The 25,424-nt window shown below is 48.8% G+C and carries 26 protein-coding genes; 9 read left to right on the top strand and 17 right to left on the bottom strand.

Translation table 11 applies throughout. The annotated features are described in order from the left end of the window. Nucleotides 1-97: 97 nt before the first annotated feature. The 3 genes from miaA to hpnC are packed head-to-tail and all read left to right on the top strand — an operon-like array spanning nucleotide 98 to nucleotide 2,633. A complete protein-coding gene (gene miaA / locus ACTHTK_RS01350) occupies nucleotides 98-1,039 on the top strand; it encodes a tRNA (adenosine(37)-N6)-dimethylallyltransferase MiaA (RefSeq protein ID WP_107723346.1) in 942 nt (313 codons plus the stop codon). 3 nt (nucleotides 1,040-1,042) lie between these two features. Further along, nucleotides 1,043-1,765, top strand: coding sequence for a tRNA adenosine(34) deaminase TadA (gene tadA / locus ACTHTK_RS01345; protein WP_107723345.1), 723 nt, complete (start codon nucleotides 1,043-1,045; stop codon nucleotides 1,763-1,765). A gap of 52 nt (nucleotides 1,766-1,817) precedes the next feature. Beyond that, complete coding sequence (gene hpnC / locus ACTHTK_RS01340) at nucleotides 1,818-2,633, top strand: squalene synthase HpnC (RefSeq protein WP_107723344.1); 816 nt, start codon at nucleotides 1,818-1,820, stop codon at nucleotides 2,631-2,633. Nucleotides 2,634-2,681: 48 nt separating this feature from the next. Here hpnC and htpX read toward each other — a convergent pair whose 3' ends face one another. From htpX to surE, 6 genes are all read right to left on the bottom strand, one after another. After that, the gene (htpX, locus tag ACTHTK_RS01335) at nucleotides 2,682-3,521 is read right to left on the bottom strand and encodes a protease HtpX (protein ID WP_107723343.1); all 840 of its coding nucleotides are present in this window, start codon (nucleotides 3,519-3,521) and stop codon (nucleotides 2,682-2,684) included. 189 nt (nucleotides 3,522-3,710) lie between these two features. Continuing rightward, a complete protein-coding gene (gene hemF / locus ACTHTK_RS01330; protein WP_107723342.1) occupies nucleotides 3,711-4,619 on the bottom strand; it encodes an oxygen-dependent coproporphyrinogen oxidase in 909 nt (302 codons plus the stop codon). 197 nt (nucleotides 4,620-4,816) lie between these two features. Continuing rightward, entirely contained in the window at nucleotides 4,817-5,350 is a 534-nt protein-coding gene (locus ACTHTK_RS01325) for a C40 family peptidase (RefSeq protein ID WP_107723664.1), read from the bottom strand. Between the two features lie 43 nt (nucleotides 5,351-5,393). Beyond that, nucleotides 5,394-6,917, bottom strand: coding sequence for a phospholipase D family protein (locus tag ACTHTK_RS01320; protein WP_107723341.1), 1,524 nt, complete (start codon nucleotides 6,915-6,917; stop codon nucleotides 5,394-5,396). Nucleotides 6,918-6,995: 78 nt separating this feature from the next. Beyond that, nucleotides 6,996-7,901 carry a peptidoglycan DD-metalloendopeptidase family protein gene (locus ACTHTK_RS01315; protein WP_107723340.1) on the bottom strand — a complete coding sequence of 302 codons (906 nt, stop codon included), beginning with the start codon at nucleotides 7,899-7,901 and terminating at the stop codon, nucleotides 6,996-6,998. A gap of 93 nt (nucleotides 7,902-7,994) precedes the next feature. Continuing rightward, on the bottom strand, nucleotides 7,995-8,750 hold the full coding sequence (gene surE, locus ACTHTK_RS01310; RefSeq protein WP_003686460.1) for a 5'/3'-nucleotidase SurE: 756 nt from the start codon (nucleotides 8,748-8,750) through the stop codon (nucleotides 7,995-7,997). A gap of 98 nt (nucleotides 8,751-8,848) precedes the next feature. On the opposite strand from surE, the gene ACTHTK_RS01305 reads away from it, so the two are divergent. Next, nucleotides 8,849-9,187 (top strand): hypothetical protein, encoded by a 339-nt coding sequence (locus ACTHTK_RS01305; protein WP_107723339.1) that lies wholly within the window; start codon nucleotides 8,849-8,851, stop codon nucleotides 9,185-9,187. A gap of 55 nt (nucleotides 9,188-9,242) precedes the next feature. On the opposite strand, the gene ACTHTK_RS01300 is transcribed toward ACTHTK_RS01305, so the two are convergent. Together ACTHTK_RS01300 and ACTHTK_RS01295 are read right to left on the bottom strand one after the other, a co-directional pair. Beyond that, on the bottom strand, nucleotides 9,243-9,611 hold the full coding sequence (locus tag ACTHTK_RS01300; protein WP_107723338.1) for a rhodanese-like domain-containing protein: 369 nt from the start codon (nucleotides 9,609-9,611) through the stop codon (nucleotides 9,243-9,245). 112 nt (nucleotides 9,612-9,723) lie between these two features. Further along, on the bottom strand, nucleotides 9,724-10,059 hold the full coding sequence (locus ACTHTK_RS01295; protein WP_003686488.1) for a carboxymuconolactone decarboxylase family protein: 336 nt from the start codon (nucleotides 10,057-10,059) through the stop codon (nucleotides 9,724-9,726). Between the two features lie 134 nt (nucleotides 10,060-10,193). Here ACTHTK_RS01295 and ACTHTK_RS01290 point away from each other — a divergent pair, with 134 nt between their 5' ends. After that, complete coding sequence (locus tag ACTHTK_RS01290; protein ID WP_440378249.1) at nucleotides 10,194-11,150, top strand: cupin domain-containing protein; 957 nt, start codon at nucleotides 10,194-10,196, stop codon at nucleotides 11,148-11,150. 101 nt (nucleotides 11,151-11,251) lie between these two features. On the opposite strand, the gene typA is transcribed toward ACTHTK_RS01290, so the two are convergent. Then, nucleotides 11,252-13,063: a translational GTPase TypA gene (typA, locus tag ACTHTK_RS01285; RefSeq protein ID WP_107723336.1), complete on the bottom strand. Its 1,812-nt coding sequence runs from the start codon at nucleotides 13,061-13,063 to the stop codon at nucleotides 11,252-11,254. Nucleotides 13,064-13,481: 418 nt separating this feature from the next. On the opposite strand from typA, the gene bfr (ACTHTK_RS01280) reads away from it, so the two are divergent. Beyond that, nucleotides 13,482-13,946, top strand: a complete 465-nt coding sequence (gene bfr / locus ACTHTK_RS01280; RefSeq protein WP_004520304.1) for a bacterioferritin — start codon at nucleotides 13,482-13,484, stop codon at nucleotides 13,944-13,946. A 29-nt stretch (nucleotides 13,947-13,975) separates the two neighbouring features. Continuing rightward, nucleotides 13,976-14,449: a bacterioferritin gene (gene bfr / locus ACTHTK_RS01275; protein WP_107696846.1), complete on the top strand. Its 474-nt coding sequence runs from the start codon at nucleotides 13,976-13,978 to the stop codon at nucleotides 14,447-14,449. A gap of 121 nt (nucleotides 14,450-14,570) precedes the next feature. Here the strand turns inward: bfr (ACTHTK_RS01275) and ACTHTK_RS01270 are convergent, their stop codons facing one another. Continuing rightward, a complete protein-coding gene (locus tag ACTHTK_RS01270; RefSeq protein WP_440378248.1) occupies nucleotides 14,571-15,686 on the bottom strand; it encodes a methyltransferase in 1,116 nt (371 codons plus the stop codon). 226 nt (nucleotides 15,687-15,912) lie between these two features. Between ACTHTK_RS01270 and ACTHTK_RS01265 the strand changes: the two genes are divergently transcribed. Next, a complete protein-coding gene (locus tag ACTHTK_RS01265; RefSeq protein WP_101755233.1) occupies nucleotides 15,913-17,706 on the top strand; it encodes a 2-isopropylmalate synthase in 1,794 nt (597 codons plus the stop codon). A 202-nt stretch (nucleotides 17,707-17,908) separates the two neighbouring features. On the opposite strand, the gene ACTHTK_RS01260 is transcribed toward ACTHTK_RS01265, so the two are convergent. From ACTHTK_RS01260 to ACTHTK_RS01235, 6 genes are all read right to left on the bottom strand, one after another. Next, nucleotides 17,909-18,916 carry an IS5 family transposase gene (locus tag ACTHTK_RS01260; RefSeq protein WP_107723333.1) on the bottom strand — a complete coding sequence of 336 codons (1,008 nt, stop codon included), beginning with the start codon at nucleotides 18,914-18,916 and terminating at the stop codon, nucleotides 17,909-17,911. Nucleotides 18,917-18,999: 83 nt separating this feature from the next. Continuing rightward, nucleotides 19,000-19,332 carry a hypothetical protein gene (locus ACTHTK_RS01255; RefSeq protein WP_107723332.1) on the bottom strand — a complete coding sequence of 111 codons (333 nt, stop codon included), beginning with the start codon at nucleotides 19,330-19,332 and terminating at the stop codon, nucleotides 19,000-19,002. Nucleotides 19,333-19,429: 97 nt separating this feature from the next. After that, entirely contained in the window at nucleotides 19,430-19,915 is a 486-nt protein-coding gene (purE, locus tag ACTHTK_RS01250) for a 5-(carboxyamino)imidazole ribonucleotide mutase (protein WP_003686478.1), read from the bottom strand. 80 nt (nucleotides 19,916-19,995) lie between these two features. Continuing rightward, nucleotides 19,996-20,751, bottom strand: coding sequence for a tetratricopeptide repeat protein (locus ACTHTK_RS01245; RefSeq protein WP_107723331.1), 756 nt, complete (start codon nucleotides 20,749-20,751; stop codon nucleotides 19,996-19,998). A 14-nt stretch (nucleotides 20,752-20,765) separates the two neighbouring features. Beyond that, a complete protein-coding gene (locus ACTHTK_RS01240) occupies nucleotides 20,766-21,434 on the bottom strand; it encodes a class I SAM-dependent methyltransferase (RefSeq protein ID WP_107723330.1) in 669 nt (222 codons plus the stop codon). An 11-nt stretch (nucleotides 21,435-21,445) separates the two neighbouring features. Continuing rightward, nucleotides 21,446-21,631 (bottom strand): DUF3460 family protein, encoded by a 186-nt coding sequence (locus ACTHTK_RS01235; protein WP_003680728.1) that lies wholly within the window; start codon nucleotides 21,629-21,631, stop codon nucleotides 21,446-21,448. Between the two features lie 215 nt (nucleotides 21,632-21,846). Here ACTHTK_RS01235 and ACTHTK_RS01230 point away from each other — a divergent pair, with 215 nt between their 5' ends. Further along, the gene (locus ACTHTK_RS01230; RefSeq protein WP_107723329.1) at nucleotides 21,847-23,199 is read left to right on the top strand and encodes a polynucleotide adenylyltransferase PcnB; all 1,353 of its coding nucleotides are present in this window, start codon (nucleotides 21,847-21,849) and stop codon (nucleotides 23,197-23,199) included. Nucleotides 23,200-23,313: 114 nt separating this feature from the next. On the opposite strand, the gene rpoD is transcribed toward ACTHTK_RS01230, so the two are convergent. Beyond that, nucleotides 23,314-25,266, bottom strand: a complete 1,953-nt coding sequence (gene rpoD, locus ACTHTK_RS01225) for an RNA polymerase sigma factor RpoD (protein WP_107723328.1) — start codon at nucleotides 25,264-25,266, stop codon at nucleotides 23,314-23,316. Nucleotides 25,267-25,424 lie beyond the last annotated feature (158 nt).

The following is a 25,424-nucleotide window of genomic DNA, read 5'->3' as shown; positions in this document are numbered from 1 at the left end:
TAACGCTTTTGATAATGTAGGGCAAATGTTTCAGACGGCCTGAAATATGGTCTGCACGGGTTTGCTATAATTGCATTTTTAATTTTTCCGTTTTCTTATGAACGCGCTCAAAGCCTTCGCCGTACTCGGCCCGACCGCCGGCGGTAAAACCGCACTGGCCTTAAATATTGCCCAATCTTTGCCGGTGGAAATCATCAGTTTGGATTCCGCACTGGTGTATCGCGGCATGGACATCGGCACGGCCAAGCCGACTGCCGAAGAGCTTGCCGCCGTACCGCATCATTTGATTGATATTATCTCGCCGCTGGAAAGTTACAGCGCGGCGGATTTTGTCGGCGACTGCGTGCGCTTGGTGAACGAAATACATGCGCGCGGTTGCTATCCGCTGATTGTCGGCGGTACGATGATGTATTTCCACGCGCTGACGGAAGGTTTGAACGACTTACCTAGCGCGGATGCGGCAGTGCGCGCACAGCTTCAGGCAGAAAAAAACGAACACGGTCTAGCAGGCCTATATCGCCGTTTGCAGGAAGTTGACCCGATTACAGCAGGCCGTCTGAAAGCCAATGACAGCCAGCGTATTGAACGCGCTTTGGAAGTCTATCTTCTGACCGGTAAGCCTTTGAGTGAACATTTTACGGAGCAGAAGCAGGCTGCGCCCTTATTGGATTTATGCACGGTTGCCCTGATTCCCGAAGACCGTCATTTGTTGCATCGCCAAATCGAAAAACGCTTTTTAAATATGCTGGAACACGGTTTCCTTGATGAAATGCACGCCTTACGCCGCGATTATCCGCAACTGCATGCTGATATGCCGTCTATGCGCTGCGTGGGCTACCGTCAGGCTTGGGATTATCTCGAAGGCGAAACCGATTATGACACCTTTGTCGAAAAAGGCATTGTCGCCACGCGCCAGCTTGCCAAACGCCAGTTGACCTGGTTGCGGAAAATTCCTTTGGCGCACACGTTAGATCCTTACGCAGACAGCGATTATGTTCAGACGGCCTTAGCCTTGGCGCGTCAGCATTTTCAGGAATAATCCATGCTGACTACGCCACCACTTGCCCCTAAAACATTGGCCGCGCTAAAAGAATTGGGTATTTGTTCACTGGAAGATTTACAGGAAATCGGCGCAGTCCGCGCATTTCTATTGCTGAAAGCATCTGGTTTGACCGTAACCAAAAGCACCTTGTGGCAACTGGATGCGTTAGTTTCAGGAGTGGATGTCCGGCATATTTCCGAGGAGAGAAAGACGGAGCTGGGCAAGACCTTGAAAAACCATCCGCCTGTTGCCGTTTTTCCTTCGCAAAACGATATGGAAACCTTTATGCGGCTGGCGATAGAACAGGCCAGACAATCGGCGGCATTGGGCGAAGTCCCCGTTGGCGCGGTCATCGTATATCAAGGCAAGGCAATCGCAACGGCACACAATACCTGCATTGGCGACCACAATGTCAGCCATCATGCCGAAATCAATGCGCTTGCCGCTGCCGGCAAAGCCTTACAAAACTACCGTTTGGAAGATTGTGACGTGTACATTACCTTAGAGCCTTGTTCCATGTGCGCATCTGCCTTGATACAGGCACGGGTCGGGCGCGTGATTTATGGTGCAGCCGAAGCTAAAACCGGTGCGGCAGGCAGCGTGGTCGATTTGTTTGCCGACAAACGTTTGAATAAGCATACCGCAATTTTAGGCGGCATATTGGCAGGAGAATGCCAAAGCGTATTGCAGGATTTCTTTGCGGCCAAACGTAAGGCCGTCTGAATTTCAGACGGCCTGTCAGCAAAAACATTTTATTTAAATTTTCGGATTCCCCATGTCAGTCAATCATTACGAAAACTTCCCTGTCGGCTCCATTGTGCTGCCGCGCCGTTTGCGCAAGCCGATTCACGCCGTTTACGCTTTTGCACGGACGGCGGACGATATTGCCGACGAAGGTAATGCCGAAGCAGCCGAACGCCTGCGCCAACTGGATGAGCTGAAGGCAGAGTTAGACCGCATTGCACAAGGCGGGAAACCGCAAACGGCATTGATGCAGCGTTTGTACAACGAAGCGATTGAGCCGTTTCAATTGCCGTTGCAGCCGTTTTATGATTTGCTGGCGGCGTTCAGTCAGGATGTGCTCAAAACCCGTTATGAAAACTTTGGCGAATTGATTGCCTATTGCCGCTTGTCCGCCAATCCGGTGGGGCGCATTATGCTGCATTTGTACGGGCAAACCGATGAAGTGAGCATGGCGCAAAGCGACGGCATTTGTACTGCCTTACAGCTGATTAATTTCTGGCAGGATGTGGCGGTAGATTGGCAGAAAGGTCGCGTGTACATCCCTCAGGAAGATTTGCAGAAGTTCAAAGTCAGCGAAGAGCAGATTGCGGCCGGCAAAGCCGACTTTGCTTTTCAACGACTGATGGCGCACGAGTGCCAACGTGCTTTTCAAATGCTGAAGGCCGGATCGCCGTTGGGCAAAACCCTCAAAGGACGAATCGGTTTTGAGCTGCGCATGATTATTGTCGGCGGTCAGTTGATTTTGCAGAAGCTGGACGGTTGCAAATATGATGTGTTTAACCAGCGGCCGCTGTTGGATAAGAAAGACTGGATGATTATCATCAAACGGGCTTTGATGAAGAAATAAAAAAAGGCCGTCTGAAATGGATGTTTCAGACGGCCTGATATTTTTCGATTAGCGGTTTTTCAAATGGCTGATGCGGTTATCCAAAGAAGGATGGGTACTGAACCAAGAGTCTTTGGCATCGCTGGCAATGCCCATTGCCGTCATGGTTTGCGGCAAATCGCTGGGGTTGCCTTTCAAGCGTTGCAGGGCGGCAATCATTTTCGGCGCGCCCACCAGTTTTGCAGCACCCGCATCGGCGCGGTATTCGCGTTGGCGGCTAAACCACATCACGATGATGCTGGCGAGGAAGCCGAATACGATCTGCAATATCATGCTGACCATGAAATATGTACCTTGCGACGTATTGCCGTCATTGTTGCGCGCCACCATGCTGGAAACAATACGCGCCAAGAAGACAACAAAAGTATTCACAATACCTTGAATCAGTGTCAGCGTTACCATATCGCCGTTGCCGACGTGTGCCATTTCATGCGCCAAAACGGCTTCGACTTCATCGCGGGTCATGTGGTCGAGCAGGCCGGTGCTGACAGCGATGAGCGAGCTGTTTTTGGTCGCGCCGGTTGCAAAGGCATTAGGATCTGGGGAGTCGTAAATGGCTACTTCGGGCGTTTTCAGATTCCATTGGCGGGCTTGCGCTTCAACAGTTGCCAACAGCCAAGCTTCTTCTTCGCTTTGGGGCTGGTCGATGACGACGGCGCCGACCGAATGTTTGGCGATGGTTTTCGACATCAGCAAAGAGACAATCGAGCCGCTGAAGCCGACTACTGCGGAATAAGCCAACAGGCTGCCGACTTGGTCGGTACTGTTGATACCCAAGATGGCCAAAATAATACGGATGACAACCAGAACTGCGATATTGGTTGCGATAAATAAGAAAATGCGTTTCACCGATTATTCCTTTTTAGTGTGGTTTGTGAGGTGATTTTTATATGGGCGCATTGTCTCAAAAACTCTATAGAGATGAAACAGCATGATAGGCAAAGGTATGCAAATTCAAAGCAATTGAAGCAAAGGCCGTCTGAAAAGGTAGTCTCAACCAGTGAGAATCGCTTTTCAGACGGCCTCTTATAGGTAAAACTATCTGCCGGCTTCTTCCAGCCAGTTGCGCGGTATAAGGAATTGATTGAGGCGTGCTTCGGGTGAACCTTCTTCCGGCACATATTGATACTCGAAGCGTACCAAAGGCGGCATGGACATCAAAATGCTTTCCGTACGGCCGCCGCTTTGCAGGCCGAACAGCGTGCCTCTGTCCCAAACCAAGTTAAACTCGACATAGCGTCCGCGACGGTAGAGTTGGAAATCTCGTTCACGTTCTCCATAAGGTGTGTTTTTGCGTTTGGCCACAATCGGCAGATACGCTGCGATATAGCCTTCCCCGACTGCCTTGATAAAGTTCAAGCAGGTATCGAAATCCCAACGGTTTAAATCGTCAAAAAACAGGCCGCCCACGCCGCGTGTTTCGTTACGGTGTTTCAAATAGAAATATTCGTCACACCATTGTTTGAATTCAGGATAAACCGATTCGCCAAATGGCGCGCATACGTCCCGCGCCACTGTGTGCCAATGCACAATATCTTCTTCAAAAGGATAAAACGGCGTCAAATCAAAGCCGCCGCCAAACCACCACACAGGCTCGGCATTTTCAGGATAGGCAATAAAAAAGCGCACATTGGCATGGCTGGTCGGGACATAAGGATTTTTCGGATGAATGACCAGCGACACACCCATGGCTTCAAACGCCGCGCCTGCCAATTCAGGACGATGGGCCGTGGCAGAAGCCGGCATTTTTGTTCCCTTTACATGCGAAAAATTCACACCGGCCTGCTCGAATACTGCGCCGTTTTTCAATACGCGGGTTTCGCCGATGCCCAGTTTCCCCGTCCATGCTTCATGCACAAATTTGGCTTCGCCATCTTCTTGCTCCAGCGCGGCGCAGATTTGGTTTTGCAGGGTTTTGAGGAGGGTGAGAACAGATTCTGTGTGCATGATATATCCTTGATGGTTTCGTACTTACAAAATGACAGGGCGAAAGATGATTTAAGCTTTTAAAACTGAGTGTTATTTTACTATTGCTTTGTTATGGGTAAATTTTTGCATGGGCTTATCTTGTAATCAAGCTTGACTCATCAGCAATAGATTGAAAGGTATCGATGATGTAGCGATACCTTTCAGACGGCCTTGATTTATTCAGTAAAAAAAGTATGCGCACCCAAATAGTTTTTGGCGTAAAACGGAGTGGAAAGTTTTTCAGTTTTGATGGTTTTGCCGCTGCTGGGGGCGTGGATGAATTCGCCGTTGCCGATGTAGAGGCCGACATGGGAATATTTGTGTGCGCCGCCGGTATTGAAAAAGACCAGATCGCCGGCTTTTAATTTGTCATCGGAAATTTTACGGCTGGCTGCGGCCATATCGCGCGCGGTGCGTGGCAGATTGACGTTGAGGGCGTTTTTATAGACGAATTGGATCATGCCGCTGCAGTCAAAGCCTGTGGCTGTGGTGCTGCCGCCCCATTTGTAGGGCGTGCCGATCAGGCCTAGGCTGTGAAGCATCAATTCCTGCGAACCTTGGGTGCGGTCGATATGGGAAATACGGACGGGTTGGACTTTTCTGGCGGTTGTTTGCGGCTTGTGGGATTTGTGTTTGCCGGTGGTGCCGCAAGAGGCCAACAATAGGCAGGTAGTACAAACAAATAGGGTTTTGCAGATGAGTCGAGACATGATGAATTCCTCCGGCCGCATGATTTATGTTTTCAGACGGCCTCTATAATAATCCTTCTATGGGCAGGATGGACAGGATTTTTGAAGTAACCCGTTTCCAGAATTTGGCTTCTGGTTCTTGTGCGTAAGTTCGTTTTTCGCTTGGGTCATACCAGTATAGTTTATTGTAATTGCCAAGCGTTACCTGATAGGCGTAGTTTGGGGTGGTCGTAACGAGGGTTCGCTGCATTTGGCCTGCGATTTCGGGGCTTTCGATGACAACACCCATTTCGGTATTGAGCCGTGCGGAGCGTGGGTCGAGGTTGAATGAGCCGATGAAAATTCGTTTCTCGTCCACGATGAATGTTTTGGCATGCAAGCTGGTGGCGGAGCTACCGGTCAAGCCGCGGTCTTTGGAGGTCGGAACGGCGTGGTTTGGCTGGAGCTCGTATAGTTTGACCCCGGCTTTAAGCAAGGGCTTGCGGTATTTGACGTAGCCGGAATGGACGGCGGCAACGTCGGTCGCCTGGAGGGAGTTGGTCAGGACGGTAACGTCTACGCCGTTGTGAATCAGCTTTTTTATGGCCTTAACGCCCGATTTTGTGGGTACAAAATAGGGCGAGACAAGGTAAACGCTTTTTTCGGGTTGCTTGAGGGCATCTTGCAGGCGTTCGGAAATAGGCGGTTTATGCCGGTCACGGTCTAAGCCTTTGGCCGGGTCGTCGCTGATCAAGCGTGTGCTGACGCTTTGCCATTCCATAAGGTTGCTCTGCATTTTTTGATAGAGGTTGGAGTGTTCGATGCTTTGACGGTAGCGTATAAGCGTTTGGTTTTTATCTTGGTCGGTGTAATCGAGTTCTGCCAATCCTTTTTGCAGGTTTCCTCGTTTGATGATGCTGGTCGCGTTGTAGGCGGAGTGGCTTGCCCAATAGCGGTCGAAGTCTTGGGACACTTCGGTTACGACGCGGCCTGTGGCGAGGATATCGAGGTCGGCAAAAATGGTATCGTCGTTAACCTTAAAATATTCGTCGCCGATATTGCGTCCGCCTAAAATGGTGGCACGGTTGTCGGCGGTAAACGATTTGTTGTGCATTCGGCGGTTAAGCCGCGGAAAGTCGGCAACGTAGCCGAGTGCACGCCATTTTCTGAAAATAAAGGGATTAAACAGACGAACTTCGATATTGGGATGATTGTCGAGTGCCAACAGGAGATCATCCATGCCGTTGGTGTTGTTGTCGTCCAGAAGCAAACGCACACGGACGCCGCGTTCGGCCGCGCGATGAATCAGGTTGAACAAAAGCTTGCCGGAGATGTCGTTGTGCCAGATATAGTACTGCAAATCAAGAGTATGGTCGGCGGATTCAATCAGGGCGGCACGGGCGACAAAGGCTTCATGGGCATCGTTCAGCAGATAGATATGGGAAATATCGGCCTTGGAGGGGGTAGAAGGAATACCTAAGGCACTGTCCAGTCGCGGCGTTGAAGGGATGTCAAGATAACTGCTTTGGGTGCGTTCGTCCAATGATGGCAAAAACGCGGTGCAACCGCCCAATAGCAGGGTATAAAGAAGAGGAAGATGAAATTTCATGGGAAACCGGTGCAAACAATCCCTACCTAAATGACATTTAGGCAGGGATTGAATTGAAATTAGGTTGCTTGAATCAGCTTAGAAGGCAACATAATTTGCCGGATTGACCGGTTTGCCGTTTTGACGGATTTCAAAGTGCAACTGGGTACGAGATGCATCGGTATTACCCATATGCGCAATGGTTTGACCGCGTTTAACGGTTTGGTTTTCATTGACCAGCAGGCGTTGGTTGTGGCCGTATGCGCTCAAGAATGAGGAGTTGTGTTGGATGATGACCAAGTTGCCGTAACCACGCAAGCCTGAGCCTGCGTAAACGACTTTACCGTCTGCCGCTGCAACAACAGGCTGACCTTGCGTACCGGCGATATCCACACCTTTGTTGCTGCCGCCGAAGTTGGCGATAACGTTACCGGTAGTCGGACGCTGCCATGTGATGCCGCTGACGTTGCGGCTGCTGCCGGTAGACACGGTTGGTGTATTGGCAGGAGTGCTTGGAGTCGGAGCAGTAGTTGTTGGCGTAGAAGGTTTGCTTGCAGAAGCTGCAGGTGCAACGTAGCCTTCAGGTTTCACGCGCAGGGTTTGACCAATGCTGATGGTGTTGTCGGCCAAGTTATTCCATGCACGCAGATTGTCTTGGGTAATGTTGTAGCGTTTGGAGATGTTGTAAACGGTATCACCACGAACAACGGTATGTGTCGCTGCATTTATATCAACAGGCGCATAAGAAGGCGTGTAAGTGCCGGTGCTGCCGCTGTTGTACGTTGGAGCAGGTGTACTTGCCGGCGGAGTGTATGGAGCATCTGCCGCTGGGCTGGTGTTGGTATTGTAAGGCGCTGCACCGTAAGGATTGTCAGCGGTAGAGCTTGTTGTTGAACCACCGCTTTGTGTGCCGACGACTACAGGAGCCGGTTGTTGGCTGGCACAGGCTGCAAGTAATAAAACCAAAGCTGCCGATCCGGCATAAGATACACTTTTTTTCAACATGTTAATGACTTTCGTATTCGGGTAATTGTTCTCGTCGGGGCATATCATAATAAAAATATGCTTGTTTCTCAAGTGTTCGGCTGTTAGGGACTGTTAAGGCGCAGGGATTTCTGACCAAAAGGAAGCGGTTTGCTCCATTTGTCCGTAGGCAGTCAAATCGACTTGCAGGGGGGTAATCGTGATGAAGCCGGACGCGCATTCGCCAAAGTCGGTACCTTCTTCGCTGTCGGAAACATCGCCTACCGGCCCAATCCAATAAATTTGTTCGCCACGTGGATTATACATGGGAACAATGCTTTGTTCATGATGACGGCGGCCGAGCCGTGTAATTTTTATGCCTTGGATATCCTCAGGTGCGACGGCTGGGATATTGATATTCCATAAGATGGGTTCGGAAATAGGGCGTTTGAGAAAGTAGGAAAGCAGTATCCAAGCGGCTTTTTCCGCAGTTTCCCAATAACGGCCGCTGGAATCTGCGAGCGAGAAAGCAATAGCGGGAATGCCCATTAAATAGGCTTCCGTCGCGGCGGCAACCGTACCGGAATAAAGCGTATCGTCGCCCATGTTCGCGCCGTTGTTAATGCCGGATAAAACTAAGTCGGGTTTGAAATCGGCAAGGGCGTGTTGGCCGACATGAATACAGTCGGTGGGCGTACCATTCACATAGTAAAACCCGTTTTCCGCCTGTTTCAGTTGTAAAGGACGGTCTAAAGTCAGGGAATTGCTGACGCCGCTACGATCGCGTTCGGGCGCAACCACCCTGACATTGGCAAATTCTGCACACACTCTTGCCAAAACTGCCAAACCGGGCGCAAGATAACCATCGTCGTTTGAGATTAATATGTTCATGTGACAATATTGTGTCTATCGGTAAGATGGGCGGTATTGTACTGGTTTGCTTGAGCGATTGTCCACGAATCGGCAACGTTTGGGCGGAAAGGATAATAATGAAACATTATGAGTTAGACCCCAAAGCTTTATTGGGCGGCGTGATTGCTTCAGACGGCAATCAGGAGATTGTTCAGCTTTCACTGCAGAAGAATAATGAAATTCCGGCATATGAGGCGGATGCGATTATTTTGCTTTTGGTTTTAAACGGCAAAGCTGAAATCAAAACGGTGGACGAAGTTTTGCAAACCGAAGGCTTACAAGTTATCCGTTTTGAGCCGATGGAAGCACACAGCATTCGCGCCTTGGCCGATAACACCAATATTTTGGTTATCAAACAATTGATTCACGAAACCGGTCTCAGCAAACGTTTGAGATTTGGAAGTTGCTGTCTGTAATGGCAATAAAGGCCGTCTGAAAAGTTTCAGACGGCCTTTTTAAAATCAACTAGGTTTATTTCAAACCTTTTTTCACCAAGTCTTCATAACCGCCATGGTTGGTTACGTTGGTGTAGCCGGCTTTTTTCAGCTCAGTCAGCGCGGCTTCTGCACGGCGGCCGCTGCGGCAGTAGAGGTTGACCGGTGCGTTTTTATCCGGGCTAACGGATTTGATGCGGTCAACGATTTGATCGTGCGGAATATTGAGTGCACCTTGCAAATGGCCTTCTTTAAATTCTTCGGCAGAGCGGACATCAATCCAAACGCCTTTTGCTTTTGCAGGTTGTGCCGCGCTTTTTTCAACTTTTAGCATAGAGGCTGCGGAAGCGGCCAAAGGAGTGGCAATAGTGGCGGCAAAAAGTACGGCGGTCAGCAGTTTCTTCATGGTTCAATCTCCTATTAGACAGAAAACAATATGATAACTTTATCAGTTTAGCATTTCATCAGGCCGTCTGAAAGGGGAGTCGGCTTTCAGACGGCCTGATTTTACAAACCGATTAGCGTTGGGTTTCTACTGCTTCCAAAGCGCGTAAAGCGTAGGTATAAGCGGCACCAGCGTTCAGGGCGATAGCAGTGGCCAATGCGCCGGCGATTTCACTTTCGGTTGCCCCAGCTTTGGCTGCGGCGGCTGCATGCACGCTGATGCAGCTTTCGCAACGCGTGGTAATGGCAACGGCAATGGCGATCAGTTCGCGTGTTTTGGCATCCAGTGCTTCGGCAGCGGCTGCTTGATCCAGTGCGCCGTAGGCTTGCAGCATTTTAGGATGGTTTTTGCCCAGTTCGCCGAATGCTTTTTTTACCAAGGCGGTATGTTCAGGCCAGTCTTTAAACATGATATGTCCTTTCTTAATGTGAGTGGATAAGATAAAAAATCCTATCCGTTTGTGTTTGGTGTGTGTATTATTGCAATAATTGGAAGAATAAAATCGTCAAAACATCTCATTTATTGGTAAAAAACACTAACACTATGGATATTTTGGATAGGCTGGTCGAATTGGCGCAGGTAAAAGGCAGTGTGGATGTTCAATGTCTTTTTCGGGGGGAGTGGTATGTGCGGCATGAGCCAAAGCGTGCGCATGGTTTGGTACATATCGTAACTGCCGGTTCAGGTTATATCCAAATTGATGGGGAGCAAGAGGCCAGGCTGCTGAGTGCGGGGGATGTCATTTTTTTCCCGCGCAGCGTAGGGCATACTTTGAGCAGCGACAGCAGTTGTGAAAATTTCAGTGTCAGCGTGCTGACGAGTAAAAAAGGCGCATTTAAAGTCAAGCAGAGTCATGCAGGAGGAGATGCGGCTTTGCATCTTTTCTGCGCGCGGTTTGAATATGAAGCTCAGGCGGATATTATGGCAGGGCTGCCTGACACAGTTTTGCTGAATATCAACGATCCTTCTTTACAGTATTTGGTGGCATTGTTGCAATATGAGAGCGGTCAGGCTTTGTCCGGCTCGGTAGCGGTTGTGAACGCATTGGCTTCGGTGTTGTTGGTATTTCTACTTCGAGCCAGCCTGGAGAAAAATGGGGAAGCGCAATTAAGCGGTTTACTGAATGGTTGGCAGGACAAACGTTTGCGGAATTTGCTTCAGGCAGTAGTGGATAAGCCGGAAGAGGAATGGAATATCGAGAAAATGACCGTGATTGCCAACTTATCTCGCGCCCAGTTGATGCGAGTATTTAAGCAGCAGACGGGAACAAGCCCGCACGCCTTTGTTAACAGTATTCGCTTGCAACATGGGGCATTATTATTGAAACAGACGGCGGATTCGGTTTTATCGGTTGCGCTCTCGGTCGGTTTTCAATCGGAAACGCATTTTGGCAAGGCATTTAAAAAGCAATATGGGATATCGCCGGGGCAATATCGTAAGAATGATCGCGCTGATGAAGCAGCAGTACAAGCGGAAGAAATGCCGATTTACTTTATTTGAACAGATGATAAAAGGCCGTCTGAAAGTGTAAAAATGAAATCTAGGATTTCTAAAACACTTTTCAGACGGCCTTAATTTTAAAATGCGTCAATCAAACAGAATCAGTCCAGTTTTTTGAAATGACGGCGACGTTCCAATTCGCTCAGGTAGCGTTTACGCAGGCGGATGGATTGTGGCGTGATTTCAACCAGTTCGTCATCGTCGATGAACTCAACTGCACCTTCCAAAGTCAATTTGATCGGCGTAGTCAGGCGTACGGCTTCATCTGTACCGCTGGCACGGACGTTGGTCAGTTTTTTACCTTTCAGAGGGTTTACCACCAAGTCGTTGTCACGGCTGTGGATACCGATAATCATACCTTCGTAGACTTTGTCGTTTGGAGAAACGAACATACGGCCGCGGTCTTCCAAGTTCCACAGGGCGTAAGCAACGGCTTCACCTTGCTCTTGAGAAACCAGTACGCCGTTGTGACGGCCGGGCATATCAGGTTTAACCGGAGCATAGTCGTCAAAAACGTGGCTCATCAAGCCGGTACCGCGGGTCAAGGTCATAAATTCACCTTGGAAACCGATCAGACCGCGTGCAGGAATGTGGTATTCCAGACGGGTACGGCCATTACCGTCGCTTTCCATATTGGTCAATTCGCCACGGCGACGGCCAAGTTCTTCCATGACCGCGCCTTGGTTTTCATCCGGCACATCCACAGTCAGATTTTCGTAAGGCTCGCATTTTTGACCGTCAATTTCACGGAATACCACGCGCGGTTTACCGACTGCCAATTCAAAGCCTTCGCGGCGCATGTTTTCCAACAAAATGGTCAGGTGCAATTCGCCACGGCCGGAAACGCGGAATACATCAGCATCGGCTGTATCTTCAACACGCAGGGCAACGTTGGTCAGCAATTCTTTTTGCAGGCGGTCGCGGATTTGGCGGGAAGTCACGAATTTGCCTTCAGTACCGGCCAAAGGAGAAGTGTTAACCATAAAGTCCATGGTCAGGGTCGGCTCGTCCACGCTCAACATAGGCAAGCCTTTAGGATTGTCTTTGTCGGTAATGGTTACGCCGATGCCGATGTCTTCGATACCGGAAATAATCACGATGTCGCCGGCTTCAGCTTCTTCCAAAGGTACGCGTTCCAAGCCTTGGAAACCCAACAGTTGGTTGATACGGCCTTGGGCAACTTGTTCTTCATGATTCATGACGGCAACGACTTGGCCGGGTTTGATGCGGCCGTTCAGAATGCGGCCGATACCGAGGCGGCCGGTGTAGTTGTCGTAGTCCAGTTGGGAAATTTGCAGTTGCAGCGTTTCGTCCGCGCTGCCGCTTGGTGCAGGCGTGTGTTTCAAAATGGTCTCGAACAGAGGACGCATGTCGCTGCTCTCGTCGTTCTCATCTAGTTTGGCAAAGCCGGACAGGCCGGAAGCATAGACGATAGGGAAGTCCAATTGTTCGTCGGTTGCGCCCAAGTTGTCGAACAATTCGAATGTTTGGTCGATAACCCAGCTTGGACGGGCAGACGGTTTGTCGATTTTGTTGATAACAACGATAGGTTTCAGACCCAAAGCCAAGGCTTTTTTGGTCACGAAACGGGTTTGCGGCATAGGGCCTTCTTGTGCGTCAACCAACAGTACGACGCAGTCAACCATGCCCAATACACGTTCCACTTCGCCACCAAAATCGGCGTGTCCCGGGGTATCTACGATGTTGATATGGTAGCCTTCGTATTCGATGGCGGTATTTTTAGCGAGAATGGTAATGCCGCGTTCTTTTTCAAGATCGTTGCTGTCCATGACGCGTTCTTCTACTTGCTGGTTGGAACGGAATGTACCGGACTGGCGCAGCAATTGGTCAACTAATGTGGTTTTGCCATGGTCGACGTGGGCGATGATGGCAATATTGCGGATTTGTTTCATGATAATTTATAAGGTTTAGCTGGTTGCTTAAAAAAAAGATAACTGACAATTATAGCACGATTCGCAAGTGATGACGGAATGGGTGATTCAAAAAAATCAGGCAAAAGCAGTTGAGAATAATTCATAATTAAATTTGATTGATTTTGTTGGATTATTTGCTTTTATTTATGGTTAACGAATGTAAATGTTTTTGAATAATGCAATGGATTCTTAATACCAATGTCAAAAAATTGTTATTAAAAACAGGGGATTAATTTTTCAGACGGCCTTTTAGGCAGGTTAAATTTTTTGATAATTGTTTGTATTTTAAATAGAAAATTTGTCAAAAGTGCTACTTGTGCATACAATTACCTCATTCCATAACAACACACGAATCTTCATTCGTGATTATCAACTTTTAAAAGAAAGAGAAAGAATTATGCAAGGCAACCAAGCAGTTATTGATTACATGAACGAATTATTGTCTGGTGAGTTGGCTGCTCGCGACCAATATTTTATCCACTCTCGCCTGTACTCTGAATGGGGTTACACCAAACTGTTTGAACGTTTGAACCACGAGATGGAAGAAGAAACCACTCACGCCGAAGATTTCATCCGTCGTATCCTGATGTTGGGCGGCACTCCTAAAATGACCCGTGCCGAACTGAACATCGGTACTGACGTAATCTCTTGCCTGAAAGCAGACTTGAACACTGAATACGAAGTACGCGATGCGCTGAAAAAAGGCATCAAATTGTGCGAAGAAGCTCAAGACTACGTTACCCGCGATTTGATGATTGCCCAACTGAAAGACACTGAAGAAGATCACGCTCACTGGTTGGAACAACAACTGCGTCTGATCGAATTGGTCGGCGAAGGCAACTACTACCAAAGCCAACTGTAATCTAGCGTATAACGTATAAGGAGCTGAATATGAAAGGTAATATCTCAGTTATTCGCGAGCTGAACAAAAACTTAGGTTTGTTGCTGATTACCATTAACCAATACTTCCTGCATGCCCGTATTTTGAAAAACTGGGGCTTTGAAGAATTGGGCGAACACTTCTTCAAACAATCCATCCGCGAAATGAAATCCGCAGACGATTTGATCGAGCGTATTTTGTTCTTGGAAGGCCTGCCTAATCTGCAAGAATTGGGCAAACTGTTGATCGGTGAATCTACCGAAGAAATCATTGCTTGCGATCTGAAAAAAGAGTATGAAAAACATGATGCTCTGGTTGCAGCCATCGCTCTTGCAGAAGAGCAACAAGACTATGTCAGCCGTGATTTGTTGGAAAAACAAAAAGACATCAACGAAGAACACATCGACTGGCTTGAAACTCAGCAGGAATTGATTGGCAAAGTCGGTTTGCCAAACTACCTGCAAACAGCGGCGCAAGAGGACTAAAACACAAACCACTGCCAAATATAGCAGTCCCTGCTCCCATCAACGGCATATCTTTACAGATATGCCGTTTTCTTTTGTGGAAATGCTTAAAGGCCGTCTGAATGTTCAGACGGCCTTGATTTTATATCGCTTTCAAACGGTATAGATAAGTAGTTTCCTTGTTTCTGGCAAACGCCAAAGGATCGGATTCATCTATTGCTTTTTTGTGTTGAGGTTTGGTTTTCAGAATATCGACTACATTGAGTGAGGCCGTCTGAAAGCATTGGTTTAGAAAGTCTTTATCGCGCAAATGCAAGTGTTCTGCCAAATCTGAAATAATCAGCCAGGCTTCACCGTTTAGATTTAAGTGCTTGCGTACGCCATTGAGGAACGCAGTCAGCATGGCATGATTGGGGTCGTAAAGGGCAGTCTCAATAGCGGAGGTCGGTTTTGCCGGCAGCCAAGGCGGATTGCAGACGATAAGGTCGGCGTAACTTTTGGGAAATAAATCAATCGATTGGATGTTGACGGCTTTATCCAAGCCTAGGCGTTTGAGGTTTGCTATGGCGCAGGCAATTGCTTTGGGGTTGGTGTCTGTGGCAATGATGTCGGGTATGCCTCGTTTGGCCAAAATAGCGGCAATAACACCTGAGCCGGTGCCGATGTCAAAGGCCGTCTGAATATGGGGAGCGAGTGGGGCTTGTGTGATTAAATCCAAATACTCGCCGCGCAGTGGAGAGAATACGCCGAAAGGAACATGGATTTTTCCATCAAGCTGAGGAATGTCTATGCCTTTTTTGTGCCATTCGTGTGCACCGATAAAACCCAATAATTGATTCAGCGGCAAAAGAAACGGTTTGTCGTTTAGTGTGTCGTAAACATCGCACAAGGCGGCGTAGATGTCGGGTGCGCGTGCATTGTCCAGTTGAAAATTAGGTTGGATTTCGATGGCAAGCATATTGAGCAAACGGCTTTGTTGCGCCTGTTTCATACGGTGGGCATGAAAGGCTGTCTGAATATCGGCAGGTGCGCCTTTCTTTTTTTCAGACGGCCTGCGGATACGTTTTTTCATTGCAGATAAGACTTGCTTGGCATTGTGAAAATCGCCAGTCCAAACAGTTGCAGTTTGCGCGTGGGCATTTTTTAAGATTTCTGTTGCGCCTGCTTCTTGTATGTAAACCGCCTGCTTAGGCAGCTTTTGTGTGCTTTCGTTGCGCCATTCGATGTCGGAGCGGTTGGTAGGGATGGTATGGGGCATAATGTGTTTCAAATCGGGGAAATAGGGGATTAGTTTACTATATTTAGGATGTGTTCGGTTTGAGAGGAGCTTTTAATAGTCCAAATTAGACAAAATGTATAAAAATTTCTCAAGTTTTAAAATTTATACCAATATTTTGATAAAAATAGATTGTCGTTTTGTCTAAAATGAGTATAATGCAAAACCAGAACACAATAATCTTAATCAGATTTGGACAAGGAACATCATGCAATTAGACATTGACCGTTTGGTTGCCTATTTTGGCGGCGTAAACGCGCTGGCCGAAGCCCTGAAACAGCACGACCCGGAAAATGCTGCGACCACAGCGGCTATCTACAAATGGCGTACACGCGGTTCTCTGCCTTTGGCTCAGTTGCAAAAACTGACCGCTTTGGCGGAAGCGCAAGGCAGACCGCTTGATTTGAATGCTTTTTTACAAAAAAATGAATCTCTGGAGAGAACAGAAATGACACAGACCAATCGTGTAATTATTTTCGACACTACCATGCGCGACGGTGAGCAGTCCCCCGGTGCGTCCATGACCAAAGAGGAGAAAATCCGCATTGCCCGCCAGTTGGAGAAAATGGGTGTCGATGTGATTGAGGCGGGTTTTGCCGCCGCCAGTCCGGGCGATTTTGAATCGGTTAATGCGATTGCCAAAATCATTACTAAATCTACAGTTTGCTCATTGGCGCGTGCCGTTGAAAACGATGTGCGCAAAGCAGGCGAAGCTGTTTCCCCTGCGCCGAATAAACGTATTCACACTTTTATCGCCACCAGCCCCATCCACATGGAGCACAAACTGAAAATGAAGCCGCAGCAGGTCATTGATGCGGCGGTCAAAGCGGTAAAAATTGCCAAAGAATACACTGATGATGTGGAATTTTCTGCCGAAGACGCAGTGCGTTCGGATTTAGACTTCCTTGCCAAAATTTTTACGGCGGTTATCGAAGCGGGGGCGACTACTATCAACATTCCCGATACTGTCGGCTACTCCATCCCTTCCGTGTGGTACGAGCGTATCAGCAACATCATCAAAAGCGTGCCCAACGGCGACAAAGTAGTCTGGTCGACCCACTGCCATAATGACTTGGGTATGGCGGTTGCCAACTCGCTGGCCGCTGTTCAGGCAGGCGTGCGTCAGGTGGAATGTACCATCAACGGCTTGGGCGAACGCGCGGGTAATGCCAGCCTTGAAGAAATCGTGATGGCGTTGAAAGTGCGTCATGATTTGTTCGGCTTGGAAACTGGCATCGATACCACGCAAATCGTGCCGGTATCCAAACTTGTGTCCACCATTACCGGCTATCCGATTCAGCCAAATAAAGCAGTAGTTGGTGCAAATGCCTTTGCACACGAATCAGGCATCCACCAAGACGGCGTGTTGAAACACCCTGAAACCTATGAAATCATGACTGCCGAATCAGTTGGCTGGTCAACCAACCGCCTGACTTTGGGTAAACTCTCCGGCCGTAATGCTTTCAAAACCAAGCTGGCAGATTTGGGTATTGAGTTGGAAAGCGAAGAGGCGTTGAATGCGGCATTTGCACGCTTCAAAGAGCTGGCGGATAAGAAACGCGAAATATTTGATGAAGACCTGCACGCTTTGGTGTCTGACGAAATGGGCAATATGAATACCGAAAGCTACAAATTCATTTCCCAAAAAATCAGCACTGAAACCGGCGAAGAACCGCGCGCCGATATTGTGTTCAGTATTCGCGGTGAAGAAAAACACGCTTCCGCTAGCGGCTCAGGCCCTGTTGATGCCATCTTCAAAGCCATTGAAAGCGTAGCACAAAGTGGCGCAACCTTGCAGATTTACTCTGTCAATGCGGTAACTCAAGGTACCGAAAGCCAAGGCGAAACTTCCGTCCGCCTGCAACGTGGCGATCGTGTGGTCAACGGTCAAGGCGCAGATACCGATGTGTTGGTGGCGACTGCCAAAGCCTATTTGTCTGCACTGAGCAAATTGGAATTCGGCCAAGCCAAGCCAAAAGCGCAAGGCAGAGGCATGATTTAACGCTTTGAACAAGTAAAAGGCCGTCTAAAAACGTTGTAATACGTTTTGGACGGCTTTTTTATTAGGCTGAGACCTTTGCAAAATAGCCCTTTTCTCAACAGCCGAAGTCCAAAACAGGATTTCGGCTGTTTTTCGTTCCAAATTCCCCTTTTTTTCTCTTCAGGTACCCGTGATACCTGATAATCAGGCATCCGGCCACCTTTTAGGCAGCAACAGGCGCACTTAGCCTGTTGGCGGCTTTCAAAAGGTTTAAACACATTGCCTTCAGATGGCTTTGTGCACTCACTTTGAGCAGCCCGAAATAGGCTGCCCGGGCGTAGCGGAATTTACGGTGCAGCGTACCGAAGCTTTGTTCGGCCACATAACGGGTCTTCGACAAATATCGGTTGCGTTTGGTTTGCGCTTCCGACAGCGGATGTTTGCGGTGGGCTTTGCGCATAATACCGTCCTGCAGCCGATGCTCTTCCAGATGTTGTCGGTTTTCCTCACTGTCATAGCCTTTGTCGGCATAGACGGTCGTGCCTTCGGCTATACCTTCCAACAAAGGCAACAGGTGTTTGCACTCATGGGTATTGGCGGGAGTGATGTGCAGTTTCTCGATATAGCCTTCCTCATCGGTACGGGTATGTTGTTTGTAACCGAGTCTGTATAACCCGTTTTTCTTTGTCCAGCGGGCATCTTTATCTTTACTCGGTGTGGTTTGGCCGCTGACTTGTCCTTTGTTATCGACTTCTATAGCCTGGCGCTGTTTGCTGCCGGCGGTCTGAATAATGGTGGCGTCAACGACAGCGGCGGATACTTTTTCTATTTTTAGGCCTTTTTCGGTCAGTTGGCGGTTAATCAGTTCCAGCAGTTCGGACAGGGTGTCGTCTTGCGCCAGCCAGTTGCGGTAGCGGCATAAGGTGCTGTAATCGGGGATGCTCAGTTCGTCAAAACGGCAAAACAGGTTGAAATCAATGCGGGTGATGAGGCTGTGTTCTAGTTCGGGATCGGAGAGGCTGTGCCATTGTCCAAGCAGGACGGCTTTGAACATGGACAACAGGGGATAGGCGGGACGGCCGCGGTGGTCTCGAAGGTAACGGGTTCTTTGACAATTCAGGTATTGTTCGATCGGCTGCCAATCAATCACTTGATCCAACTTTAATAGTGGGAAACGGTCGATGTGTTTGGCGATCATGGCTTGTGCGGTTTGCTGGAAGAAGGTGCTCATGAGAAATTCCCTAAATGTCTTGGTGGGAATTTAGGGGATTTTGGGGAATTTTGCAAAGGTCTCAGGCTAAAGAACCAACTCGGTTATTGAAGTTTCAGCAGCCTATCTTGTTCGACGGACAATACGCCGTTTACCTTTTTGAAATAGGCAATGGCATCTTCAATCTTGGTCTTGGAAGATGGACGGATAGCAATACCGTGCAGGTTTTTGTATTCGTAAATCAAAGTTGCACCTGAGGTTTTTACTGCTTTTAGCAATGGCGCGGAACCGGTTTGGGCATCATAGAAGATAATCAGATTGCCGGTTGTATCTTGGGCTTGTTGCTGAGATGGAATGGCAGTTGATTGAGTAGGAATGCTTGGGCTTTGGCAGGCACAAAGCATGGTGGAGAGTAGGACGAATGCTAGGATTTTCATGGCATTAATTCAATTTGATAAAAGAAAAAAGGCCGTCTGAATAATCGTAAAACGAAATCAAAGTTTCTCTTTACAACTTTCAGCCGGCCTTAGTTCCTTATGCTTCAGGCAATTCCATGGCTAGAACGGTTTGTTCTTGTTTGGCACGGAAAGCCGCCAGTTTTTCAGCCAATTCAGGATTTTCGTTGGCCAAAAGTGAAATGGCAAACAGCGCTGCATTGGCCGCACCGGCTTCGCCAATGGCAAATGTGGCAACAGGAACGCCTTTGGGCATTTGTACAATCGAAAGCAGGGAGTCTTCGCCGCGCAGATATTTGCTGGGAACGGGAACACCCAAGACGGGCACCGTGGTTTTGGCAGCGACCATGCCTGGCAAATGCGCTGCGCCGCCCGCGCCGGCAATGATGGCTTTGATGCCGCGTTCGCGTGCGGTTTCTGCGTATTCAAACATCAAATCAGGCGTACGGTGTGCAGAGACGACACGTGCTTCGTATTCAACGCCGAATTCTTTGAGAAATTGTGCTGCCTGCTGCATCACCGGCCAATCGCTGTTGCTGCCCATAATAATGCCGACTTGGATCATGAGGAGTTCCTTTTGCTTGAATGGATTAAGGGTAAAAAAATATTCAGACGGCCTTGGGGATGACAAGGCCGTCTGAACGTTTATCTTTGTTTGAGACTGATGGAAGCGCGTTTTGCCGCTTCGCTGTTGGGGAAGCTTTGTATCAGTTTGCGCCATGTGCTGCGGGCGATGTCTTTTTGTTGCAGTTTGTATTGGCATTGGCCGATGCTGTACATAGCATCGGGAGCTTGCGGGCTGTTGCGGAATCGGTTGGCGTAGCGGTTGCCGATTTCGATAACGGATTCGCAGTTGCCCAGACGCTGTTGGCTTTGCAGAAGTAGATACATATTGCGGCGGGCAATTTCGCTGCCGTTGCCGCCGTCGGCTTCTTTCAAAATGGCTACTGCAGCGGAGAAATTATTGCGCTGATAGTATTTTTGTGCCTGGTTATAAAGGCGCAGCTCGTTTTGTGCGGCTGAGTCTGTTTCAGACGGCACGCCGCCGTCATTGGCCAAATAGTTCATTTTCAGCTTGTGGTCGTCCAAACGCTGGGCTTTGGGTTTGGGAGCCAAAGGGGTTGGGCGTTTGATGGTTCGCTGTTTTTCCAGTGTTTGCAGGCGTTGATTTAATTCTTCAACGGTGCGTTCCAGTCGGGCGATTTGTATGCCCAAGTGGTCAATCTGGGTTTGTTCGTCCAAGCGCGGATAGGGAATATTTTTTTCAGGCAAAGGCTCGCGCGGAATATCCGGCAGGACAAAGTTGGGATTGTCGGCAGGTTGGGGAGGATGGGAAACGGCGCATGATGTGGCCAATAGAGTAAGCGGCAAAAGAAACAGGGAATGTGATAATGTTTTCATCGGATTGTGTCGTTTTATTTTTTTAGTAGCAGTGTCAAACCGTCGCCGATAGGCAGGGTAATGGGAATAATACGTGTATCGTGTGGCAGATTTTGGTTGAAATGGCGCAGGATATCCAAGCTGGGCGGATCGTTTTCGGTAGCTTCATTCATGACACGCCCACCCAGCAAGATATTGTCGATGGCAATCACGCCGCCACTCCGTACCAGTTGCAAACAGCGTTCGAAATATTTCGGCGTAGGCGGTTTGTCGGCATCGATAAGTGCCAAGTCGTAGCTTTCCGATTCGCCTTGAGCAATCAAATCGTCCAAAGTCAGCAAAGCCGGCTGCAGATGAAGCGAGATTTTATGCGCTATGCCTGCTGCCTGCCATGTTTCGCGGGCAATATCGGTAAAGGTTACATTGATGTCGCAAGCCGTGATTTTGCCATCTTCGGGTAGGGCGAGCGCCATGGCAGTGCTGCTGTAACCGGTAAAGACGCCAACTTCCAAATATTTTTTAGCATTCAATAACTTGGCCAACCATACCAACATGGCTGCCTGTTCTTGGGCGATGGCCATCTTCCCCAGACGATGTGATTGGGTACGCCTACGCAATGCGGTCAAAACGGGATGTTCGGATTGACCGATGCTGTTGAGGTAATGTTGTAATGCCGGATCGGTATTATGCGTGTTGGTCGTCATGCCGATACGGGTTAGTCTTGATAGTAGGTGTAGGGTTTTTTGTTGACTTTGGCCGCTTCAAACTCGGCCTGCTCTGTCGGGTTGAGGGTAACATCCCACAGCAAATGGCGGTTTTCGAGGCGTTGCGCTTCCATTTCGGGATTGTCTTCCATGAGTTTGTCGAGGAATTGGGTAGCTTCGGATTTGTAGTGGTACATGATGTTCTGCCTGAATCGTTGTCAGGCTGTCATTATAGCCGATATTTTTTGCCAATACGCTAATTAATCGAACTTCCATAAGGTATAATGGCACGTCTTTTTTAGGCCGTCTGAAGCCTTTGCTCAATGTTTTGCCCCTTCTGCGGCAGAATATTGTGCAAAGGCTTAAGCCAGACAAGTTTCAGACGGCCTTTTTATTGTGAAAAGAGCTGCTTATGTTAAAAAAATGGCTGCATAAGGTGTTGCCTAAAAAACACGTCAAGTCGTTGCCCGAAAAGGAGATTATTCCGCTTGAGCAACACGGTATCCATGCGGATATGTTGAGCTTTGCCGCTGAGAAAATTGCCAAACGCCTGCATGAAGCCGGTTTTCAGGCTTATGTTGTGGGCGGTGCTGTTCGGGATTTGCTGCTCGGGGTCGAGCCCAAAGACTTTGATATTGCAACCGATGCCACGCCGGAGCAAATCCGCAAAGTATTCCGCCGCAGCCGCATTATCGGCCGCCGCTTCCAAATCGTTCATGTGATGATCGGTCCTGAAACCATTGAAGTCACGACGTTCCGCGGTGGCGATAAGGTTCAGCAAAATGCGCAAGGCCGCATTATGAAGGACAATACTTACGGCAGCATTGAAGAAGATGCCATGCGTCGCGACTTTACTTGCAATGCGCTGTATTACGACCCGATTAAAGAGGAGATTTGGGACTTCCATCAGGGCGTGGCTGATGTTGCCGATAAAAAATTGGTGATGATAGGCGATCCTGCCGAACGCTATCAGGAAGATCCTGTCCGTATTCTTCGCGCCGTCCGTTTGTCGGGTAAATTGGGTTTTGAAGTGGAAGAGCAAACGGCTTTGCCGATTGCTGAATATGCAGGCCGTCTGAAAAATGAGCCTGTGGCCCGTCTATTTGATGAAATTTTGAAAATCCTGTTTTCCGGTTATTCTCGTGCCTGTTTGAAACGGTTGAACGAGTTGGGTATTCCCAAAGGCATCCATCCGCTTTTAGATGCCTTGAAAACGGCTGAAGCAGCCGACAAACGTATGATTATGTTGGCCTTGAAAAATACCGATGAGCGCCTTCGTGCGGATAAGTCCGTTTCCGTCGGTTTTGTATTGGCGGCGGTATTGTGGCCGACACTAAACGCCATTTGGCAACGCAATCAAAGCCATGGTCAAAAACCTGTCCCTGCGTTGATGGATGCGATGAACACCATGCGCGATACGGTAGAGAAAGGTTGGGGCGTACCGCAACGATTTTCTGCAACCATGCGTGAAATTTGGCAATTTCAGCCGCAATTCGACAATATGCGCGGCGCACGCCCATATCGTCTGCTATCACAAGCCCGTTTCCGAGCTGCTTATGATTTCCTGATTTTGCGTAGCGAGGTTGGCGAGGTTGATAAAGAGATGGCTTCTTGGTGGACAACTTTCCAACATGCCGATGAGGAAGCACGCCAGCAAATGACTGCGGCTAATGATCACAAACGTCAGAAACAAAGTGGATCAACTGATGGCAAACCCAAACGTCGCCGCCGTCGTCCGAAAAAGAAAACCACTGAGGCTGAATAAATTATCAAAATTAGTTTAAGGCCGTCTGAAACGATTAAATCTTTTGAGATTTGGTTTTCAGACGGCCTTCGTATTTCAAAAAAAACCGCAGGTCTTTCAACCTGCGGTTTGCTTTTATGATTTGTTTTCTTCGCTGTCGAGGAAGCTGCGGAGACGGTCGCTGCGGGTAGGGTGGCGCAGCTTGCGCAGGGCTTTGGCTTCGATTTGACGGATACGTTCACGGGTTACGTCAAATTGTTTGCCGACTTCTTCGAGCGTGTGGTCGGTATTCATATCGATACCGAAACGCATGCGCAACACTTTGGCTTCGCGCGGGGTCAGGCTTTCGAGGATTTCTTTGGTTACTTCGTGCAGGCTGGTGTACATCGCAGCTTCTGCCGGCGCAATGTTGTTGGCATCCTCGATGAAGTCGCCCAAGTGCGAATCGTCGTCATCGCCAATCGGTGTTTCCATGGAAATCGGCTCTTTGGCGATTTTCATGATTTTGCGGATTTTGTCTTCCGGCATTTCCATCAGCTCGGCCAGTTTGGCGGAATCAGGTTCTTCACCGGTTTCTTGCAGGTATTGGCGCGAGATACGGTTCATTTTGTTGATGGTTTCAATCATGTGAACCGGAATACGGATCGTACGCGCTTGGTCGGCGATGGAACGGGTAATCGCTTGGCGGATCCACCATGTGGCGTAAGTCGAGAACTTGTAGCCGCGACGGTATTCGAATTTGTCCACCGCTTTCATCAGACCGATATTGCCTTCTTGAATCAAATCAAGGAACTGTAAGCCGCGGTTGGTGTATTTTTTGGCAATGGAAATAACCAAACGCAAGTTGGCCTGAATCATTTCCTGTTTGGCGGCTGAGGTTTCTTTTTCGCTCAACACCATGTTTTTGTTGATTTCTTTCAACTCTTCGATGGAAATGCGGGTTTCAGCTTCCATGTTTGCCAACTCTGTTTGTTTTTCGAGGATGGCGTGGCGGAAACGATCCAACGCGTTTGCCCATACACGGCCTTTGGCTACTTCTTCTTCTACCCATTCCAAATCGGTAATGGCAGGCAGGAAGTTTTTGATGAAGTAGTCGCGCTCCATACGGACGCGGTCGATACAGATGTCACGGATTTCGCGTTCGAGTTTGCGGATGTTTTCAACGCGGCTGCGCAGGCTGCTGCTCAGGTTTTCGATTTGACGTGTGGCAAAACGGACTTCTAACAGTTTGTTGGCAATGGCATCTCGGTGTTTCAGGTAGTTGGCGTGTTGGCTGCCGTGTTTTTCTAACTGTTTGATCATTTTGCCGTATTCGCTCTCGATAAAGGCGAAGTGTTCTAAAACTTTTTGTTTCAGTTCGGCCAAATGGGCAGCGGATATGGCTTCAGAGTCGCCGCCGGAGTCGTCTTCATCTTCCTCGTCGCCATCTTCATCATCGCTATCGGTTTCGCCTTCTTCGTCATCAGGTTTGGCATTTTCCAAATGACCCAAGCCTAATTCGTTCAATAAGACTTCATTAGGGTCGATGATCGCTTCAACCACTTCATCCACACGGATTTCGTCGTTGCGGACTTGCTCGATCAACGCCAGAATTTCGGCAATCGAACCTGGGCAGGCGGAGATTGCCTGCACCATGTTTTTCAGTGCATTTTCGATTTTTTTGGCGATGATGATTTCGTCTTCACGCGTTAACAGATCGACTTGCCCCATTTCACGCATATACATGCGCACAGGGTCGGTTGTACGGCCGAATTCTGAGTCTGCGCTGGAGAGTGCTGCTTCGGCTTCTTCAACGGCATCGTCGTCAGTCATAGCGGCGGCGTTGTCGCTCAAGAGGATGTCTTCAGCATCGGGGGCTTGTTCGGTTACTTGGATACCCAAGCCGGAAATCATGCTGACGATGTTGTCGATTTGCTCGGCGTCGGACATATCGTCGGGCAGGGCATCGTTAATTTCAGAATAAGTGATGTAGCCGCGTTCTTTACCCATGATAATGAGTTGGCGCAGACGCGCGCGCTGCTCTTCGATACTCAAGGGACGGTTGTCGTCTTGGTCTTGGTATTCTTCGTAGTTTTGGTTTTTAGACATGGATTGCTCTCTAGGTTGATAGGATGCCGACGGTTTACGGTGATGTGGCCGTACCTGAAGGCGGAGCAGAGCTTTTTGTTGTGAAATCAGATTTCACTTTAATACTCTGAGGCCGTCTGAAAATATTACAGATGGAGTGTTCTGCGTGTCATGTTTCG

Origin of the sequence: Neisseria sp. P0006.S009, from assembly GCF_051962915.1 — a bacterium.
GTDB classification, from domain to species: Bacteria; Pseudomonadota; Gammaproteobacteria; order Burkholderiales; family Neisseriaceae; genus Neisseria; species Neisseria subflava_E.
Note: the sequence above shows the minus strand (reverse complement) of the source record. Positions and strands in the feature narration are given on the sequence as shown.

Bases quoted from the DNA above. Each gene is read 5' to 3' on its own strand.
- miaA (WP_107723346.1), top strand. From the start codon at position 98: ATGAACGCGCTCAAAGCCTTCGCCGTACTCGGCCCGACCGCCGGCGGT.
- ACTHTK_RS01270 (WP_440378248.1), bottom strand. From the start codon at position 15,686: ATGCCCCATACCATCCCTACCAACCGCTCCGACATCGAATGGCGCAAC.
- surE (WP_003686460.1), bottom strand. From the start codon at position 8,750: ATGAACATATTAATCTCAAACGACGATGGTTATCTTGCGCCCGGTTTG.
- ACTHTK_RS01325 (WP_107723664.1), bottom strand. From the start codon at position 5,350: ATGTCTCGACTCATCTGCAAAACCCTATTTGTTTGTACTACCTGCCTA.
- ACTHTK_RS01305 (WP_107723339.1), top strand. From the start codon at position 8,849: ATGAAACATTATGAGTTAGACCCCAAAGCTTTATTGGGCGGCGTGATT.
- ACTHTK_RS01290 (WP_440378249.1), top strand. From the start codon at position 10,194: ATGGATATTTTGGATAGGCTGGTCGAATTGGCGCAGGTAAAAGGCAGT.
- purE (WP_003686478.1), bottom strand. From the start codon at position 19,915: ATGATCCAAGTCGGCATTATTATGGGCAGCAACAGCGATTGGCCGGTG.
- ACTHTK_RS01235 (WP_003680728.1), bottom strand. From the start codon at position 21,631: ATGTACCACTACAAATCCGAAGCTACCCAATTCCTCGACAAACTCATG.
- rpoD (WP_107723328.1), bottom strand. From the start codon at position 25,266: ATGTCTAAAAACCAAAACTACGAAGAATACCAAGACCAAGACGACAAC.
- ACTHTK_RS01295 (WP_003686488.1), bottom strand. From the start codon at position 10,059: ATGTTTAAAGACTGGCCTGAACATACCGCCTTGGTAAAAAAAGCATTC.
- ACTHTK_RS01255 (WP_107723332.1), bottom strand. From the start codon at position 19,332: ATGAAAATCCTAGCATTCGTCCTACTCTCCACCATGCTTTGTGCCTGC.
- ACTHTK_RS01260 (WP_107723333.1), bottom strand. From the start codon at position 18,916: ATGAGCACCTTCTTCCAGCAAACCGCACAAGCCATGATCGCCAAACAC.
- ACTHTK_RS01300 (WP_107723338.1), bottom strand. From the start codon at position 9,611: ATGAAGAAACTGCTGACCGCCGTACTTTTTGCCGCCACTATTGCCACT.
- tadA (WP_107723345.1), top strand. From the start codon at position 1,043: ATGCTGACTACGCCACCACTTGCCCCTAAAACATTGGCCGCGCTAAAA.
- ACTHTK_RS01240 (WP_107723330.1), bottom strand. From the start codon at position 21,434: ATGACGACCAACACGCATAATACCGATCCGGCATTACAACATTACCTC.
- bfr (WP_004520304.1), top strand. From the start codon at position 13,482: ATGCAAGGCAACCAAGCAGTTATTGATTACATGAACGAATTATTGTCT.
- typA (WP_107723336.1), bottom strand. From the start codon at position 13,063: ATGAAACAAATCCGCAATATTGCCATCATCGCCCACGTCGACCATGGC.
- ACTHTK_RS01230 (WP_107723329.1), top strand. From the start codon at position 21,847: ATGTTAAAAAAATGGCTGCATAAGGTGTTGCCTAAAAAACACGTCAAG.
- bfr (WP_107696846.1), top strand. From the start codon at position 13,976: ATGAAAGGTAATATCTCAGTTATTCGCGAGCTGAACAAAAACTTAGGT.
- ACTHTK_RS01315 (WP_107723340.1), bottom strand. From the start codon at position 7,901: ATGTTGAAAAAAAGTGTATCTTATGCCGGATCGGCAGCTTTGGTTTTA.
- ACTHTK_RS01265 (WP_101755233.1), top strand. From the start codon at position 15,913: ATGCAATTAGACATTGACCGTTTGGTTGCCTATTTTGGCGGCGTAAAC.
- hemF (WP_107723342.1), bottom strand. From the start codon at position 4,619: ATGCACACAGAATCTGTTCTCACCCTCCTCAAAACCCTGCAAAACCAA.
- ACTHTK_RS01245 (WP_107723331.1), bottom strand. From the start codon at position 20,751: ATGAAAACATTATCACATTCCCTGTTTCTTTTGCCGCTTACTCTATTG.
- ACTHTK_RS01320 (WP_107723341.1), bottom strand. From the start codon at position 6,917: ATGAAATTTCATCTTCCTCTTCTTTATACCCTGCTATTGGGCGGTTGC.
- hpnC (WP_107723344.1), top strand. From the start codon at position 1,818: ATGTCAGTCAATCATTACGAAAACTTCCCTGTCGGCTCCATTGTGCTG.